We start from the raw sequence: 16314 nt of genomic DNA on the forward strand, positions 1-16314 counted from the left end.
GTAGTATTGTTTTTTTACGTGTATTTTAAGAACTAAATATTCTACACTTATATAAAGTATATTTAGTAGGCTTTAATTTTTAATGGGTACTTTTTGTACTTAATTTTTCAATAAAGAATGCTGGTGTAATGCCTGTGTTTGCTTTAAACGCTGCTACAAAGCCTTGTTTTCCTGTGAATCCTACCTCTTTGGCTAAGGCATCATATTTATAGTTTCGGATAAGGGTATTTGATTTTAATAGATCAATCAGATGGGCTATTTTAAGGCTGTTGACATATTCCTTGAAGCGCATTTCTCGATGTTTTAAAATTAGTTGGGATAGGTATCTAGTATTGGTATCAAAATCAGCAGCTACTTTGGCTAGCGTAATATCGTCAGCCAGGTATCGCTTCTTATCTTCAAAGTTGTGTAATTTCTGTAAGAGATCAGCTTCTACTTCAAGGTTTAATTGATAATCTGTTTTTTTATGGTGTTCTTTTGAAGTTTTTTTTAATGGAAGTTTATGGTTGGTTGCCATTAATTGCTCAAAACGCTTCTTGTATAATTTTTTTAGATAGAGATGACGGTTAAATATAAAAATGAGGAGAATACTTACTAAAATGAGTGCAAAATACAAGATCCTCTTACCGTGTTTTTCTATAAAAAGTTGCCGCTCTGCTTTTTGTTTTTCCTGCCGTAATTTTTGAGTTGTGTAGATACTTTCCTTGTGAATTTTATAGGAGAGGTATCTATAATATGTATTGATCAAGTCATCAAACTCCAACAGTCTTTCAATATAATAAAGCTTTTCTTTGGGTTGGTTTTTAGAGTCGTAATAATTAATTAATAATTCGAAGGTTTCCCTAAGGTCAGGGCGGAGGTATCCAGTATCTTCATAGATACGGTCTACCTTTAGAAGGTATGCTATTGCATTGTCTGATTGTTTTTGCTCTAGATAATTCTTGGCAATGAAGAAATAGGCAATACTCAAATTGGTACTGTCTTTAAGAATAATGGAATCGTTAATGGAGGCTTTAAGACGTTTGAGAGATGGTGCATAGATCTCTTTATCAAATAGATTGATGCCTTCGGAGAGCTTAAAATAAGAATCCATAACGTACATGTCCATACGTTTAGCTTCCTTTAATCCGAGGGTATTTATGTCAGAAGCTGATGCGTAATTTTTCATTTGATTGTAACAAAGCCCCAATGAATGTAATGTATTCAGATACGGCCTAGGATAGGAGTCTTTGAAAAAGGCCAGACATTCTTGATATAAAGAAACAGCTTCATGGTAATACCCTAGAAAATATTTAGCCATGCCCAGATGGTATTTTGTTTTGTACGTCAGGTAGGTGTCTGAGGAATTGATTAAGAGCTCATTAGCCTTTAAATAATAATCCAATGCCTTGTCATGTTGTTTTAATCCATAATAGACAATTCCTTTGGTGAGGTAACTACTTCCTATAAGTGTTGTGTCCTTGGCAAGGGTAGCGGTTAAAATCATACTATCAGCATAGACTAGTTGTAAATTCTTTGTTCCGTGATGGAGGTAGTTTTTATATGCATTAACAATCTCTACAGTATTGTTTTCACGCTTAGCTTTTTCCAAAAAGACTTTTAAATAACCTCGTTGTTGTGCACTTAAAGGATCCGAATTTTTGATACTATCAAAAAGGATATCGTAGGAACGGTTCGTTAAAGGTACAGGGGCTATCAGTTTTTTTTGTTGGGAGAATCCCCAATATTGAAATAGGCATAAGAAGACTAAGTAGTAGTATTTCATTGTATCGGTTGATTTGACCATAGTATTTTAGCATACTATGATAGTAAAGTGGTAAAAAGTATTTAATACCTTAAAAGTAGTATAAATCTTTGAAAATCAGTAATTCGGTGGTTTTTGTAGGCGTATGATTTTCTGAAAATCATAGTTGGTTTTCAGAAAATCAAATAAGAAGTGATTGTTTGCCTTATTTCAAGCTTTTAGTTTTACGGGGAATTCAAAAACAACAGGTAGTCTTGTCATGACTGCCATTCTGCTTACCCGGGTAAACTGAACAAGAATAGAAGTTTCAGTATTACAAAAACTAAAAAGCATGAAAACAATTAAAACCTATTTCATTTTAATGACGATACTGGTTTCTTGTAGCAAGGAATCCGTAGAGATAGAAGAAGAAGTCTTAAAAACACCGTATTTGGTTACTGCTACATCTGGAGCAACAGATTCATTGGCTTATTATTATAGTCAGCTTCAGGAGGAGTTATTAGGAGCACAAACAGGATCGTTAGTCGCTACTCAAAAATATGAAGCGATAGCTGCACTTTGTACAGACACATTTGGAGAGTATCTTTGGCAATTGCCTAGTCCCGTTTCAAGGGATTCGACAGAGATTCGATTCAATGATATACTGGATAATTCACAACTCAGTATATTAGCTAAAGATCGTATGCGGGCAATGACAGAAACATTGTTACTAGCTGAAGATTTCAGTGGACTTCCCCAATTATATGATAGTTTTAGGGGTGAAATTGATAAAGATCCGTTATTCACTTCAGAGGACAAAAGAGTGCTCTTGGGGACTTTATGGTTTATAACCGAGCTAAATAAAGAGGTACCAACCCCCAGTGTTCTGAGTGAGGGAGGTGATGACGATGATGATGGTGGAGGTCGGGAAGATGAGGATTGGAATATTTCCATTGGACACATATACAATTGGTTAGAAGGGGATTTGCAAAGCAATGCGCAAGGGATTCACAATGCACTCATCCTAAGTGTAGCCAATGATAACGAATGATTACATAAACAAGGGTTAAAGCAGTTATGAATACTGTTTTAACCCTTTGTATAATATACCTATTACAGCAGATGGAGGTAAAACCCACATTTAATAATGGCTATGGATTTTTTTATAATCCAATTCCAAGGAGACGTAGCATTTACAAAACAATATAACAACTGTTATTTGTTATGTTTGGTGCATGCAGGTCAACTAACAGTGCATATTAATAAGGATCTGCAAATCCTAAAAAGGGGACAGTGTCTACTTGTTGAAACTCCTCATTTTCTTACCCTTAACATACATGGTCATGTGCAGTTGGCATATGTAGCTGTCAGTAGTCTTGATTACATAAAACGGTTCTTAATATCGTTTCCGTTATTGTTTTTATATAGCACGAAGAAGCGTCTTGTTGTCATTTCTTTAGACAAGCAACAAGAACATCTAATGGTAGGATTGTTGGGCTATCTATGGTATAGAAGACAAAGAATACCATCTATTTTGAAAATGGATGAAGAACCATTTTCCATGGCTTGGCAGTTATTGTTTTTTGCATTGTATGAAAACTTGACGCCAAAACCTTATGCAAATGCCTCGCGACAAACGCAGTTGTTTTTAGCATTTCTAATGGAAGTAAAAGAAAGTAAAGGCAAAGCGCATCGTATCAGATACTATGCAGCGAAGCTATGTATAAGTACCAATTATTTGTCAAAAGTCGTCAAACAAATAAGTGGGCAGCCTCCACGCTATTTTATTGTGCATACCATCCTTTTGGAGTCTAAAAAGTTGTTTTATACCCACAAGTCTCTCAAAGAAATTGCAGCCAATATGGGATTTAGTTCGGTGCATCATTTTTCAGCTTTCTTCGCTAAGTATACAGGGATGTCACCGAGTGCTTTTATGAAAAGAATGTAGCTATACAATTTTTAACCTAAGGAAAACAAGAGGGGACGTACTGCTGTAAAAAAGGGTAAGCACTTCCATAAATCACTATTAAATGAAAGATAATGGTGGAAACGTATCAGGAAATTGTTGAGCGGTTTCAAAAGAAATGTAACGAATTACAATTAGCATCCTTCAAATCATTTGATCAATTAGAAGAAGGAATTGAGCTATGCTATCAATCTCTGCAGCGCCTTAAACGAAAGGTGCTCCTCGATGGGTTTCAAAATGAATTAGAAGAAATCCATTTTTTTAAAATGCAAAAAACACCTCCAGAATCTTATTTGTATTACCTCTATAAAGTACGAACGTACCAACTTCTACTACCACAACTCGATGTTGATGAGCAACAACAATTTTTGAAAAAAGAATTGCGTAAAATCAATAAGTTTTACGCAAAACACCGAGAACTGATTTATTATATGCAACGGAATCGTAGTGATATGGATGAATACTATTTTACAAGAAAGTTAAAAAAAGTCCATGTTAATTTAAAAGAAAACCGATACTGGGATAGGGATTTTTCAACCCCATATGATATGTTATGGACACGTATTAAAACCACGCAATTGTATGCTAGGTTTATAGAAGTTGAATGCCAGCACTTAAAGTTGCAAGCAAACCATACCCATTTACAGGGAGTTCAAGGGAAAACACTAAAGTGGACGGCCTCTAAAACAGCCCTTATAGAATTAGCTTATGCGCTGTATTCCAATGGTGCTATTAATCACGGTAAAGAGGACTTAAAAAGTATCGCTGTTATTTTTGAGAAAGTGTTTCATATCAACTTGGGTAATTTTTATAAAACCTATGCAGAGATGAAGGCTCGCAAAGGAAATCGGGCACGTTTTCTACAAGAATTGGTAACTGATTTACAAGAAAAAATGCAAGAAGACGATGCTTTATAGTGTATGTCAATTTAGTGAAAATGGTATTTTTTAGGGATACTATATTGGTGTTTTATAGAAAATTGGTATGTAACTACGATGGCACTACGATTTTTTATTGCGCATACAAACAAGATGAAAATGGATTGGATTTCTTACATATTCTTGCTAATAGGTAAGCCATATCAAACGAAAGTACCCCAAATAAAATGTGTTAAAATGTATTCGTAACTACGAACGTATACCGAAAGATTCTCATAGACTCCATCCAAATTTGTATCACGAAAGTCAAATCGAAGATTGGCCCAGCTGAATTTTAATTTGGTAAGCAAATTTTCAATTTCACGAACACCTAATTAATAAAAAATGAATGTTCGTGAGCTAAATCAACGCAAAGTCGTCATTGGTTTATAAATACGTTTACAAATGGCGGCTTTGTTTTTAAAAACATAAATTTTATGGGAGCAACAATTATTACTACCGAAGATCTGTATCAGTTTAAATTGGAACTGTTGGATGCAATCAAACAAGTATTACAGGAACAAAACGGAACGCCTTCTAAAAAGTGGCTCAAATCCAATGAAGTTCGCGAACTGTTGGGAATTTCACCAGGGACACTACAAAATTTACGAATCAATGGGACACTGCCGTATACCAAAATAGGAGGGGTGTTGTATTATGATTACAAGGAAATTATGCAAGTGTTGGAAAACAATAAAATCAGAAACGGATTTTAAGCGTATGGCAGCAGGAGTAAATTACATTAAACAGCTTAATGCTACCTATGAAAAGTTCACCGAAGATAATCGGTTAAACCCGACACATATTAGTTTATATATGGCTTTATTCCAATTGTGGAATGCCGCTCATTTTATGCGAAGTTTTCATGTAATAAGAGGGGAAGTCATGCTACTTTCAAAGATAGGATCCAAGACTACCTATCATCGGTGTATAAAAGAACTAGATTATTGGGGCTATTTACAATACAACCCCTCACATAATCCATTTAAAGGGAGTATGATTTGCATGACCATTTTTGGGACAACCGATAGACAAGTTATGTACCCTAGGCGTACCAATATAGGGACAAGTAATGAACCAGCCGTGGTATCTATTAACAAACCTATACAAACTTTAGAAAACTATAAAAATATGGGCAAACATAATTTTATTGAAAATTCTAAATTTAAAAAATTGCGTACAAATAAAACCAAGCAGCCTGTTGGCCAATTTTTGGATCACCTAAAGATTAGTACGGATAAAAATTACAACGAGCCATTGTGAGAAAATATCAACCACATATCATAAAGGAGGGAGGTGTTGAATTTCATCTGGGTGAATTTCGTGGGGGACTCGTTTTGTATGATTTTAAAAAAATGCTGATATACCTTGATGCCAAAGGGAAACTTTTATTTGGAAAGAAGTTTAAGATTTACAACGAAGATCACCCTATTTTATACAAGCTTTTTGTGTATTATATCCGAGATGAAGCTTCTTGCAAGAAATTGGGAATTGATCTCGGAAAAGGGCTTTTACTATCCGGACCTGTAGGGTGTGGAAAAACCAGCTTAATGAAACTGATGCGCCATTTAGTACCCCATCAAAAGCCGTATGAGCTCATTCCTTCTCGAAATATTGTTTTCGGATTTAACAATATCGGGTATCGAATAATTGAACAATATGGAGATCACCGATTTTATTGTTTTGATGATCTAGGAGTAGAGCCTATAGGACGCCATTTTGGAAAGGATTGTAATGTGTTGGGAGAAATCTTGTTGTCTAGACATGAACTATTGTTGGGACATAAGGTGAAAACACATGCCACCACTAATTTAAATGCGAAAGAGCTGGAAGAACGGTATGGAAATCGTGTGCGCAGTCGAATGCGTGAACTTTTTAATCTGGTAGCTTTTGATAAAGGGAGTGGGGATAAGCGGAAATAGAAAGAATCTATTTTATAAAAATAAAGCAAGGGAAATGAGTTTGGAATTAATCGGATTTCTTAACTTTCTTTAAATTAATTAGTACCACTGAAAATAAAATGATAACGATTCCTACCCATTGCAATACAGAGATTTCTTCTTGGAGGATTACATAAGCACTAAAAACTGAAACTGGAATTTCTATAGAAGCAATTATACTTCCCACCCCAGTACCGATTTCAGGAAAGCCTTTGTTGAATAAAATAGGGGGAAGAATGGTTCCGAATAATCCCAGAAAAGCGCCCCATTTTAGAAATAGTAACCAATTAAATTCATTGAGAATTTGAACATTCCAAAATAAAATGACCACTAGAAGGCCACCATATACCAAGTATTTACTTCGAGTAATTATGGGAAGTTCCAGAGAAACTTTGTTAGAAGCGTACATGGCTCCTGTATAACTTAATGCTGCTAATAAACCGAATCCTATCCCTGTAAAATTGATGTTTAAATCTGTTTCAAAAACTTTGGCTGCCAATGCAGTGCCTGCAATAGCGACCATAGCACCTATGATTTTGATTTTATTAATGAGCTCTCGGGCAATAAAAAACTCCAAAACCACGCCCATCCAGATGGTTTGCATCAACAAAATGATGCCCACAGAAACAGGAACGTATTGTATGGATAGGTAGTAAAAACTACTGGTAAGTCCTAAGGTCGTTCCGAAAAGGATCAATTTTAGCTTAGGATGTTTTGATACAACTACATTCTTTGTTGAGCTCTTGGATTTGTGTGGATAAAACACCGATACTATACTAAGTAGTAAAGCACCGAAAAGGTATTGAGAAAACGTAAGTCCTCCTGTACCAAAACCATTATTGTTGGCATACTTTACAAAAGTGGCCAATACTCCGTAACTTGATGCTCCAAATGCTATGTAAAAAAGACCTTTTATATTACTGTTCATTGTTTTTGAAAGTTTCGTTCAAGTGATAAAGTTGTATTTTAGCTGCTATCGACCAATACTTTGCATTATGTTTTCCAGGACTTTCTTCATAATTGTGTGGAATGTGTAACTGAATTAGTTGCTCGTGAAGTTTTCTATTCTGTTCAATAAAAGGATCATCAAATCCACAACTTATCAGTATTTTTTGGTTCGTGTTATGTAGCTTCTCTATTTGTGAAATAGCCGTATAATTCTTCCAAATATTTTTATTCTGACCTAAAACTTTGCGCACTCCATATCTTTCTCCATAAGGAAGAAAGTCAATCGCCCCACTTATAGTTCCGATTGCTGAAAAAATTTCTGGATGTCGAGCACCTAAATATAGAGCACCGTGACCGCCCATACTCCATCCCATAATGGCTCTTTGATATTTTTCAGTATCATATTTATCATCTATATACTGAACTAATTCTGCTGTTATAAAGGTTTCATATTTCGAATTTTTTATTGGGCTATCAATGTACCAGCTATCATAATTCCCATCAGGTAAAACAAAAATCATCTTATATTTTAAGCTAAGCTCCAATAAAGAAGGAATATCTTTTTTTAGCGTCCGTTTTGGATATCCACTATAGCCGTGCAGGATATAAACTGTTGGCGTGTTTTTACTTTTTGAAGGAGTAATAACAATAGTCTTAATGTTTTTTTTCATCGACGAACTATACACCTCTAGCGTATCAATATGCTGAGAAAAAGCCTTTGGACAGATTAGAAGTATAAAGGCAAAGAATACCATTGAGTTTTTCACTTTTGCTTGTTTTAAATGCATCCACAAAAGTAGAGAGTCATCTTTCTTAAAACATTTACATATGTTGAGAAAACAAATTATTTTTTGATTGCTTTTTTAATCCTGCTTAATTGGGTTGGCGTGATTCCGAGGTAAGATGCAATTTGGTGTTGTTTCAAACGACTTTCAATGGCTGCATATTCAGTTTGGAATTGCTCATAACGTATTTTCGCTGTTTTGTATTTTAAATTTATCTCTAAAGGCTCTTTGGCCACCACCCAGTTTTTCTCTAAGTAATTAATGTGGAAGTACGCAATTTCTGGATACTTTTTCATGATCTGTCTAAAATCAGTATTCTGATATTCCAGTAGCTTGGTTTCTTCCAATGCCTGAATTGAAAATAAACTAGCCTCATTTTGGATCAATGCAGCCGTGGAAGCGATGAATGAATTTTCTGAAAAGAATTTTTTAATAACCACATCTCCATTTTCATAGGTATGATAATAGGAAAACAATCCCTGTTTAATAAAAGCATAAGATTTTGGCACTTGACCTTGTTTTAAGAAGTAGTCACCTTTCTTTAACGTTCGAGGGTTTAGTATAGCTATAAAAGCATCTAGGACATCCTTAGAAAATGGATAATATTTAGTTAGTTCTCTTTTGAAGTTTTGAATCAAGACCATGTGTTTTAAAAATTAGTGCTACATCACCTTTATAAATTTCTTTGGCGATATTCCTGTTTTTCTTTTAAAGACCCTTGAGAAATAAGCGTAATCTTGATACCCTAATTCATGAGAAATGGTGGTTAATGAATTTTTAGAATGCACCATTAGCCGTTTAGCCTCAAGCACCACTCGATCCGTAATTAAGTCGGTGGTCGTCTTGTTAAGGGAAGTCTTAATAATTCTATTTAAATGTTTAGTACTCACAAATAATTTACTAGCATAAAACTTAGGTAATTTTTCATTTTTATAATGTGCTTCAAGAATGGATTCAAGCTTTGTAATGATCTCCATATGGATTGGGGTAACTATTCTCATCTTTTTTTCTGAAGGTATATAAATTCTTGATAATTCAATATACATATGAGTAATAAGACTAAATATTTTTAAGTTTTTAAAGCTTGAATTATTATTATATTCACGCATTAACTCTTCATAAAGAGGTCTTATATCATCAATTTCTTGCTGTGAAAGGATTAAAAGAGGAGGGTTTTTAGTTGAATTATAAAAAGGGAATTGATTCAGTTTTTCCTTCAAATAAGGATTCTCGTAAAAGTCTTGCGTATGTAAAAAAATATACCCCTCTGGTTGAGTTTTAAATTCCCAATGATGTGTTTGTCCAGGTTTTATAAAAAATACACTTCCTGGTTGAATTGCGTAGGTATGGAAGTCGATTTGATGATTGCCACTACCTTTTGTAAACAAAACACAGATGAAGAAATTATGCTTATGGGAGGCGGCAAATTTTTCTTCATTTTCTTTTAGGTGTTTATTCAAACTGTTGATATGAAAATTAGTTGCATTCTCAGTTTTTTCGACTTGATGAATATCAATAATGGGAATTTCATTCATAAAATAGTTATTACATGTCCTAAAAGTACAAATAATTACACTATTTATCCAACATGACTCTCAGTGCATCGCTGTAATTTTGAAGATATAAAGCAAAGACCTTTTTATTTAATAGGTAGAAGGTCTAAACTTTTAGAGATAACTATATGATTAAAAAATAAGATAGCAACTGATGGAAATCAAAACAAAATATGCAGTACTTCAAGATGAATATGCCAACTGGATTATTCTTCAAGCTAAAAAAACATATGCATCATTGTATAAAGATGAAAATAAGCAAGAAGAGCTTAATCACTATTTAAATACAGTTTTTAAGAAAAATACCTTTGTTCATAGTCAAAACGATTTTACGCTGCAAACTATAATGGCTTTTAATAAAGAACAGCCCATAGGGAGTATAGAATTGAATACCTCCCCAAAGAAGCGAACTTTATTTAAGAATGTAGATAGACCTCTATTTATAAACAAAATGTTTTATACGGATACATCTGGTCTTAACGCACTATTAGAAAAGGTGAAAGCTATTGCTTCTCAACAAAACTACGATGTTGTTTATGGTGAGATACTAGCTGTTAGAAAGGAGACTCTGGAATTGATTAAAGAAAATGGATTTGAAGTTGTTTCCGTTGAATCATCTTTAGAAAAGATAAACTTGCCAACTGTAATTTTTAAATTAACTAATTAGCCTTTGTTACTCGTTTCAGTAATCTAAAAGCAAATGTACTGTTTTAATTTCCTTAGCATAACCAAAGCCATGATTTGATATTGAGCTTTTAATGATTATGAGTAATAGCTAGACTAGTGCTAATACTAAAGTTTTTGCTCCTTACATAAAGTTTGTATTTCTCCCGATATACTTTGTTGTATTTATATGTTTTTAGTCTACGTTAATTCCTGATGACTTACTTCTTTTATGACTTCTGAGGTATCCGAGTTAATATGAGAATTAAGGACATCGCTGCTTACGGGTGGGTATTTAATGGGATGGATTTGAAGAAGCTGAATTCTTTTAGGGTCGATTGGTTATATACCGCACTAGGATTCTTTGAATATCACGATTGTTTTCATATGGGGTTATAAACTTTAATTGCGTTTGTTTTGGAGTGTTCATTGGACAAAAACCAAAGCCTTTATAATTCCCGTTTTTAATGTATACCAATCCCAATTCATCTTCAGATCTCCCTTCTAGCTCGATTAGACTCGTGTAGTCTTGAAGCTTGGTTTTGCTTACAAATTCATTTACACGCTGATTATAACTATCTGGAGCTTCCATGGATAGACAAGCACCAAAGCACATTTTGAGTTGGTATTGAAAACAAGATGATTTTGTTTTATACAACCCATTAATTTTTTGACAAAGTTGATATTTCTCTGTAATGCGAAAAAGCATTTCTTTGGCTTCATTCAGGGTGGAAAACGTAGTAATTACTTTGGACGTTGAGGATATCTTTCCAATAGTTAAGGCTTGATATCCATTCGTATTCGATAGAAACAACCCATATTGATAAATTTTTCGGCGTTGCGAACGGTTGTAAATAGGATGGTGTTTTTTAATAAGATGTGACTCATAGAGCAATGATATAAGTTCACTTCCCATAAGCTTATAACTCACATACTTAGTAAAGTGTTGTAGCTTTTGAGATTTGCGATCCTTCCCTGAAAAATGTTGTTTTACACGCTGTTGGATATTGATACTCTTTCCAATGTATATAATAGTTTTTTTAGCATCATAAAAAAAATAAACACCAGCTGCTTTTGGTAAGGATGCTATTTGATCATGTATATCGATTGCAATGCGTATTTTTATGGTTGTTTATAAAAAGATTGTGTTTAGTACACTCAAAATCGCCCTTTTTTTCCAATTGTAAAAATACGGCATCCGTACATATCAACAAATAGCTTCTCAAAAATCCTATAGTTTAAGTCATTTTATTATCAAATAGTAGCAATTGATTTTAAGCTGTATTTTATTCACAAATAATTGATTATAAGTATTTTAAGTGTTTAATAGTTGTACTTTTTTACTAACGAAAACGAATCAAAAATTTAAACCGTTCCGTTATGAAAAAAGCAACTTATTTCACGCTATTATTCCTGCTGATTTCCAATACCATATTAGCGCAGATTGGTGGAATTGAAGATTCAGTCAATGATATTTCAAATACCATTCGAACCATATTCCCCATAATCCTTGGAGTAATATTCTTGGTGGGATTCTTATTCAATGCAGGACATTTCTTTGGAGAGAATGCTGATCTTAAAAAGGGGATTACTCGTGTGTTGGTCTTTGTCCTTATTGCTGGCGCTGTCGTTGGCATATTTACTTATTTAATCTCCATCGTAGTATAAATGAAACGATTCGAAGTCTATAAAAACATTCGGAAACAGGCGGTCATTTTTGGGCTGCCCATTTCCTTATTTGCCGTACTGATGATATGCATAGTGGCTTCGCTGTTAGTCATTATATTTTCCTTCAGTTTTGGGATGGTTGTGGGTACTTTGATTTTTAATAGTGTATTGTATATCATTTTGAGTTGGTTTACCAAGAATCCCAATTGCTTTCAAATAAAGAGTGTGTTTCCTGATCGTATGAGTCATAAACGAAATTCCAAAATTGATTATGAAGCAAATTGATATAGCAACAAACTGGCCAATTGTAGCGATTGAAGACCATATAATTTTTGCCAACAATGGAAATGTGGTTCTAGGTTATGAGGTGAACTTACTGGAAATCTATTCATTATCAGAAAAGGACTTTGAGGAGATACATGGTACTTGGTTTCAAGCCTTGAAATCCTTACCTGTAGGAACGGTGGTTCATAAGCAGGATATATACCTTAAAAAAGCCTATTCTTCAGAACAGCTCCCTAATAAAACATTTTTAGAAAAAGCAACACATACATACTTTAAAGGACGTAGCTATGTGGAGCATACTTGTTTTTTGTTCTTTATTTTAACCAAAAACAAGGCACTTAACAATCCAAAATATGTCAATCCCTTTAGAAGTGTTTCAAAAAGTATCGTTCAGGAATTAGATGATAACGTGAAAAGTTTTATCGGCTCGGTAAACGATTCGGTTGCTTTTATCAATAACAGTCGAAAAATAGAAATTGTACCGCTTAAGGCTTCACAAATAGAAAGTTTAACCCATAATTATTTTAATGGATTTAATACGGGGTTTGATACCGATACACTTCTTAGCAAACAACCTATCAACAGTGGGGAACATTATTTTGATATCCTAGCTGTTAACAGCGAATTGTGCTTTGGTGAAAGTGTACAGTCTAGTATAACCAATGATAAATTCACTACGGACGATTTTGTATTTCATCAAGGATTTATTGATGGTTTAGGGCTTACTCTTAATGAAAACCATGTGGTTAACCAAATCTTGTACTTGGATGATAAACACAAGTGGCGCAAGTTGCTTGATAAGAAAGTCGAAGCACTTCATAAAAGCTCCAATTTTGGGTCACAAAACAAAGTGGTACTGGGAAAAATCCAGCACATCTTAGATCAGATCAATGCCGATGACAATGCCCGGATTATTCGTGGGCATCTTAATGTGTTGTATTGGGAAAAGCAGGCTGAAAATCTAAGGAATATAGGAGCTAAAATAAAGACAGCCTTTAAGGAGCTGGATATCATTCCTTATTATCCAAAGGGAGAAGAACAAAAGAATTACCTACTGAATAGTTACTGTTGCTTTTCATCTAATTTTTCAGATGCAGATATGTATGTCACGGATTTAAAGCACGGGTTATGTTTACTGCTCAACAATACCAACTACAAATCAGATGCTACAGGGATAATCTTTAATGATCGACAGTTTAATATTCCGATTGTAAAGGATGTCTGGGATACGCATAAGAAGCGGATCAAAGCACGGAACTTTGCCATTTTTGCCCCAACAGGTGAAGGGAAGTCCTTTTTAGCCAATAATATCATACGTCAATATTTTGAAAGTGGTGTTCGTCTGGTCATCATCGATTTGGGTGGTTCTTATACCAAATTTGCCAAATTATATCCTGAGGATCATGTGGTATTGCGCTATGAACAAGGGAAAAATTTAGGTATCAATCCATTTTATATGGCTAGTGAAGCAGATTTAACACCTGAACGACTGGAAGATTTGATGGTGTTTCTCTCTGAGCTCATGGCAGGAGATGCCGTCCCTTCTAAAAGTAAAGAAGTAGCGCTTAAGAAAGTACTATTGTATTATTATCAAAAAATACGAAAAAGACATTCCCTGGCTAGTTTATATGAATTTGTTAAAGCGCAAAAGGAAACAATCTTAGCTGATCTCGGGCTTCGAGAAACAGACTTTAGTCCGTATCAATTCTTGCATATCTTATCCGAATATGTAGCGGGTGGCCTCTACGGTTTTCTTTTTAGTCAAAATGAAGATCAGAGTTTTCGAATCGAAGACAAGCGCCTAATCATTTTTGAACTGGATGAAGTAAAAGACAATAAAGAGGTGCTCTCTGTCATGCTTAAATTAATCAAAACTGCTGTACAGCGTACCATCTGGCGAAACCGTTCCGAACGAGGAATTATTCTTTTTGATGAGTTTGCTAAACAACTAAAATTTAAAAATGTATTGGAGAGCGTGGAATTTTATTACCAAGCCATTCGTAAACAAAATGGAGCTATTGGAATCATTTTGCAATCCATCAATCAATTACCAAAGAACAGTACCTCGGCTAGTATTTTGGAAAATACACAAGTCATTTACAGCCTTCGCAATGAAAAAGGGTACGAGGAGCTCATCAAAAGGCTAAAACTCGCTGCCCATGATTTAAATCAGCTTTCCTCCCTTCAAAACAACTTTACCGGAGACCGAAAATACACCGAGATCTTTATAAAGATAGGAAAGGAGAGCAATGTGTTTCGGTTGGAAGTTCCTCCAGCGGTGTACGCAGCTTATTTGACCGATGGGAATGAAAGTGATGAAATCATGCGGTTGTATGATCAATTAGGGTCGATGGAAGAGGCTATAGAACGCTTTGTAAAATGTAATCAAAAATAGATGTACTCATGAAAACTAAAAAGAAAATACGATGCTATCCAATGGGGTTATTGATCTTGAGTTTTTTATACCTGCCGACTGCAGGCAACAGCCAAGGCATGCCTGTGTATGATAATACCAACTTTATCAGTTTGGCAAAACAATTGATTGAATCTGGGAAACAAACCTCGCAATTGATGCAAACCGTTAATTTTCTAAAGAAACAAAAAGAAAATTTGGAAAAGGTCAATTCGGTAATTCGACAACTTCATGCTTTAAAAGCACTCACCAATAACAACCAAAGGTTATTTGAAATGGTGCAATCAGATTTGAGTGATGTATTAAGTTCTCCTTATATCAAACCTGATGAAGTAGGGCGGATAGCTGATTCCTTTGATGCTATTATGATAAACGCCGTAGCGAGTCTAGATTATGTGGAACAGATTCTATCGAGCGATTTATTAAAAATGACGGATGCTGATAGGGTGCAGCTTTTACAAGAGAAAGAACAAGAATCCAAGGAGATGGTGGCAGAGATTGAAAATAAAATGCGACGCTACCAAGAAATCATTTCTTTTCGGAAACTACAGTCGACTGTTAACAGTAGGATCGCTAACTATTAACGGATGCAATGGATTCTTTTAAATATAGGGCTCGAATATGTGGATGCTGTTTTTCAGGTAATTAAAGACAGTGATTTTTCAAGGTATACCATTACTGGGGTAAAAACATTTGCAGTGCTTTTGTTTTTAATCAATATACTTAAAAAATACCAGGAAGGGGTTGTAGACCGCGATGGCTATACTTGGGGACTTTCTCCTGGAGAGTTGGTCAAAAACTTTACAATTGTATTACTGGTGATTTTTTCATCACAAATACTCGGTTTTTTTGATGCTGTTTTAGTGGCTGTGGAAAGTAATTATAAGGATATGGCTCCAGCGCTCCTTCCTTTGCAGTTGCAGGATGTAGAGATAGAGCGGGAGGTGGGCGCTATGGAAGCCGCCAAAAAGGCATTGGCGTTATTGTATGAATCCCTAGTAACGCCACTCTATGGGATGAAAATTTTGTCCTTTATCCTGTCAGTCTTCCTGTGGTTAATGGACTTGTTTATTTATCCCTTGTTTTTAGCAGAGCGCTATTTTTTATTGGGGATTATGCAGGCTTTTTTCCCATTGGTAATTAGTTTGTCAGTTTTTGAAAAGTTTAGAGGCTTAGCCTATAATTATTTTAAGCTTTATGCAGGGGTGTACATGCTCGTTCCAGCCTTTTTCTTAGTGAATGTCTTTGTGAATAATCTCTATCGAGAGATCAGTGGGAACTTTTGGAATGCTCTTTTTGGAACTGATTGGGGATCAGAATTTTTTGCACCATTTATTGAACTTGCAACCATTGGATTTATTGTGCTGATCAAATTTAAACTTTATAAAAGAGCCACTTCTTTTGTGTTTAGGCTGTTTGTTGGGAATTAACGAATTAGAAAAAAATAATGGCT

17 protein-coding genes are annotated in these 16314 nt (G+C 34.7%); 11 read left to right on the forward strand and 6 right to left on the reverse strand.

Annotated features, from left to right (window positions below; genetic code table 11):
- Positions 1-79: 79 nt before the first annotated feature.
- Entirely contained in the window at positions 80-1765 is a 1686-nt protein-coding gene (locus tag JOOMADRAFT_RS17290; protein ID WP_169313499.1) for an AraC family transcriptional regulator, read from the reverse strand.
- A 340-nt stretch (positions 1766-2105) separates the two neighbouring features.
- On the opposite strand from JOOMADRAFT_RS17290, the gene JOOMADRAFT_RS17295 reads away from it, so the two are divergent.
- The 6 genes from JOOMADRAFT_RS17295 (at position 2106) to JOOMADRAFT_RS17320 (ending at position 6528) form a co-directional block, all read left to right on the forward strand.
- Entirely contained in the window at positions 2106-2774 is a 669-nt protein-coding gene (locus JOOMADRAFT_RS17295) for a hypothetical protein (RefSeq protein WP_157136788.1), read from the forward strand.
- Between the two features lie 96 nt (positions 2775-2870).
- Positions 2871-3671 (forward strand): AraC family transcriptional regulator, encoded by an 801-nt coding sequence (locus JOOMADRAFT_RS17300; RefSeq protein WP_040880248.1) that lies wholly within the window; start codon positions 2871-2873, stop codon positions 3669-3671.
- Between the two features lie 92 nt (positions 3672-3763).
- A complete protein-coding gene (locus JOOMADRAFT_RS17305) occupies positions 3764-4606 on the forward strand; it encodes an RteC domain-containing protein (protein ID WP_008615714.1) in 843 nt (280 codons plus the stop codon).
- Positions 4607-5043: 437 nt separating this feature from the next.
- A complete protein-coding gene (locus JOOMADRAFT_RS17310; protein ID WP_008615716.1) occupies positions 5044-5322 on the forward strand; it encodes a helix-turn-helix domain-containing protein in 279 nt (92 codons plus the stop codon).
- A 4-nt stretch (positions 5323-5326) separates the two neighbouring features.
- Positions 5327-5869, forward strand: coding sequence for a hypothetical protein (locus JOOMADRAFT_RS17315; RefSeq protein ID WP_008615717.1), 543 nt, complete (start codon positions 5327-5329; stop codon positions 5867-5869).
- Positions 5866-6528, forward strand: coding sequence for a P-loop NTPase family protein (locus JOOMADRAFT_RS17320; RefSeq protein WP_008615718.1), 663 nt, complete (start codon positions 5866-5868; stop codon positions 6526-6528). Before JOOMADRAFT_RS17315 ends, JOOMADRAFT_RS17320 begins: the two co-directional genes overlap by 4 nt.
- Positions 6529-6574: 46 nt before the next feature.
- On the opposite strand, the gene JOOMADRAFT_RS17325 is transcribed toward JOOMADRAFT_RS17320, so the two are convergent.
- The 4 genes from JOOMADRAFT_RS17325 to JOOMADRAFT_RS17340 form a co-directional block, all read right to left on the reverse strand.
- Complete coding sequence (locus JOOMADRAFT_RS17325; protein WP_008615719.1) at positions 6575-7474, reverse strand: EamA family transporter; 900 nt, start codon at positions 7472-7474, stop codon at positions 6575-6577.
- Positions 7464-8261, reverse strand: a complete 798-nt coding sequence (locus tag JOOMADRAFT_RS17330) for an alpha/beta hydrolase (protein ID WP_157136789.1) — start codon at positions 8259-8261, stop codon at positions 7464-7466. Before JOOMADRAFT_RS17330 ends, JOOMADRAFT_RS17325 begins: the two co-directional genes overlap by 11 nt.
- Positions 8262-8338: 77 nt before the next feature.
- A complete protein-coding gene (locus JOOMADRAFT_RS17335; RefSeq protein WP_008615722.1) occupies positions 8339-8923 on the reverse strand; it encodes a Crp/Fnr family transcriptional regulator in 585 nt (194 codons plus the stop codon).
- Between the two features lie 18 nt (positions 8924-8941).
- Entirely contained in the window at positions 8942-9814 is an 873-nt protein-coding gene (locus tag JOOMADRAFT_RS17340; protein WP_008615723.1) for an AraC family transcriptional regulator, read from the reverse strand.
- 172 nt (positions 9815-9986) lie between these two features.
- On the opposite strand from JOOMADRAFT_RS17340, the gene JOOMADRAFT_RS17345 reads away from it, so the two are divergent.
- A complete protein-coding gene (locus JOOMADRAFT_RS17345; RefSeq protein WP_008615725.1) occupies positions 9987-10499 on the forward strand; it encodes a hypothetical protein in 513 nt (170 codons plus the stop codon).
- Between the two features lie 324 nt (positions 10500-10823).
- Here the strand turns inward: JOOMADRAFT_RS17345 and JOOMADRAFT_RS17350 are convergent, their stop codons facing one another.
- Entirely contained in the window at positions 10824-11621 is a 798-nt protein-coding gene (locus tag JOOMADRAFT_RS17350; RefSeq protein WP_083833520.1) for a GIY-YIG nuclease family protein, read from the reverse strand.
- 254 nt (positions 11622-11875) lie between these two features.
- Between JOOMADRAFT_RS17350 and JOOMADRAFT_RS17355 the strand changes: the two genes are divergently transcribed.
- The 4 genes from JOOMADRAFT_RS17355 (at position 11876) to JOOMADRAFT_RS17375 (ending at position 16291) form a co-directional block, all read left to right on the forward strand.
- Positions 11876-12163 (forward strand): hypothetical protein, encoded by a 288-nt coding sequence (locus JOOMADRAFT_RS17355; RefSeq protein WP_008615726.1) that lies wholly within the window; start codon positions 11876-11878, stop codon positions 12161-12163.
- A gap of 271 nt (positions 12164-12434) precedes the next feature.
- Positions 12435-14843 (forward strand): TraG family conjugative transposon ATPase, encoded by a 2409-nt coding sequence (locus JOOMADRAFT_RS17365; protein ID WP_008615727.1) that lies wholly within the window; start codon positions 12435-12437, stop codon positions 14841-14843.
- 8 nt (positions 14844-14851) lie between these two features.
- Positions 14852-15445, forward strand: a complete 594-nt coding sequence (locus JOOMADRAFT_RS17370) for a hypothetical protein (protein ID WP_008615728.1) — start codon at positions 14852-14854, stop codon at positions 15443-15445.
- Between the two features lie 3 nt (positions 15446-15448).
- The gene (locus JOOMADRAFT_RS17375; protein ID WP_008615729.1) at positions 15449-16291 is read left to right on the forward strand and encodes a hypothetical protein; all 843 of its coding nucleotides are present in this window, start codon (positions 15449-15451) and stop codon (positions 16289-16291) included.
- The last annotated feature ends 23 nt before the right edge of the window (positions 16292-16314 follow it).

Origin of the sequence: Galbibacter orientalis DSM 19592, from assembly GCF_000260115.1 — a bacterium.
GTDB classification, from domain to species: domain Bacteria; phylum Bacteroidota; class Bacteroidia; order Flavobacteriales; family Flavobacteriaceae; genus Galbibacter; species Galbibacter orientalis.

Bases quoted from the DNA above. Each gene is read 5' to 3' on its own strand.
- JOOMADRAFT_RS17310 (WP_008615716.1), top strand. From the start codon at position 5,044: ATGGGAGCAACAATTATTACTACCGAAGATCTGTATCAGTTTAAATTG.
- JOOMADRAFT_RS17345 (WP_008615725.1), top strand. From the start codon at position 9,987: ATGGAAATCAAAACAAAATATGCAGTACTTCAAGATGAATATGCCAAC.
- JOOMADRAFT_RS17290 (WP_169313499.1), bottom strand. From the start codon at position 1,765: ATGAAATACTACTACTTAGTCTTCTTATGCCTATTTCAATATTGGGGA.
- JOOMADRAFT_RS17340 (WP_008615723.1), bottom strand. From the start codon at position 9,814: ATGAATGAAATTCCCATTATTGATATTCATCAAGTCGAAAAAACTGAG.
- JOOMADRAFT_RS17355 (WP_008615726.1), top strand. From the start codon at position 11,876: ATGAAAAAAGCAACTTATTTCACGCTATTATTCCTGCTGATTTCCAAT.
- JOOMADRAFT_RS17375 (WP_008615729.1), top strand. From the start codon at position 15,449: ATGCAATGGATTCTTTTAAATATAGGGCTCGAATATGTGGATGCTGTT.
- JOOMADRAFT_RS17335 (WP_008615722.1), bottom strand. From the start codon at position 8,923: ATGGTCTTGATTCAAAACTTCAAAAGAGAACTAACTAAATATTATCCA.
- JOOMADRAFT_RS17365 (WP_008615727.1), top strand. From the start codon at position 12,435: ATGAAGCAAATTGATATAGCAACAAACTGGCCAATTGTAGCGATTGAA.
- JOOMADRAFT_RS17370 (WP_008615728.1), top strand. From the start codon at position 14,852: ATGAAAACTAAAAAGAAAATACGATGCTATCCAATGGGGTTATTGATC.
- JOOMADRAFT_RS17315 (WP_008615717.1), top strand. From the start codon at position 5,327: ATGGCAGCAGGAGTAAATTACATTAAACAGCTTAATGCTACCTATGAA.
- JOOMADRAFT_RS17295 (WP_157136788.1), top strand. From the start codon at position 2,106: ATGACGATACTGGTTTCTTGTAGCAAGGAATCCGTAGAGATAGAAGAA.
- JOOMADRAFT_RS17305 (WP_008615714.1), top strand. From the start codon at position 3,764: ATGGTGGAAACGTATCAGGAAATTGTTGAGCGGTTTCAAAAGAAATGT.
- JOOMADRAFT_RS17300 (WP_040880248.1), top strand. From the start codon at position 2,871: ATGGCTATGGATTTTTTTATAATCCAATTCCAAGGAGACGTAGCATTT.
- JOOMADRAFT_RS17325 (WP_008615719.1), bottom strand. From the start codon at position 7,474: ATGAACAGTAATATAAAAGGTCTTTTTTACATAGCATTTGGAGCATCA.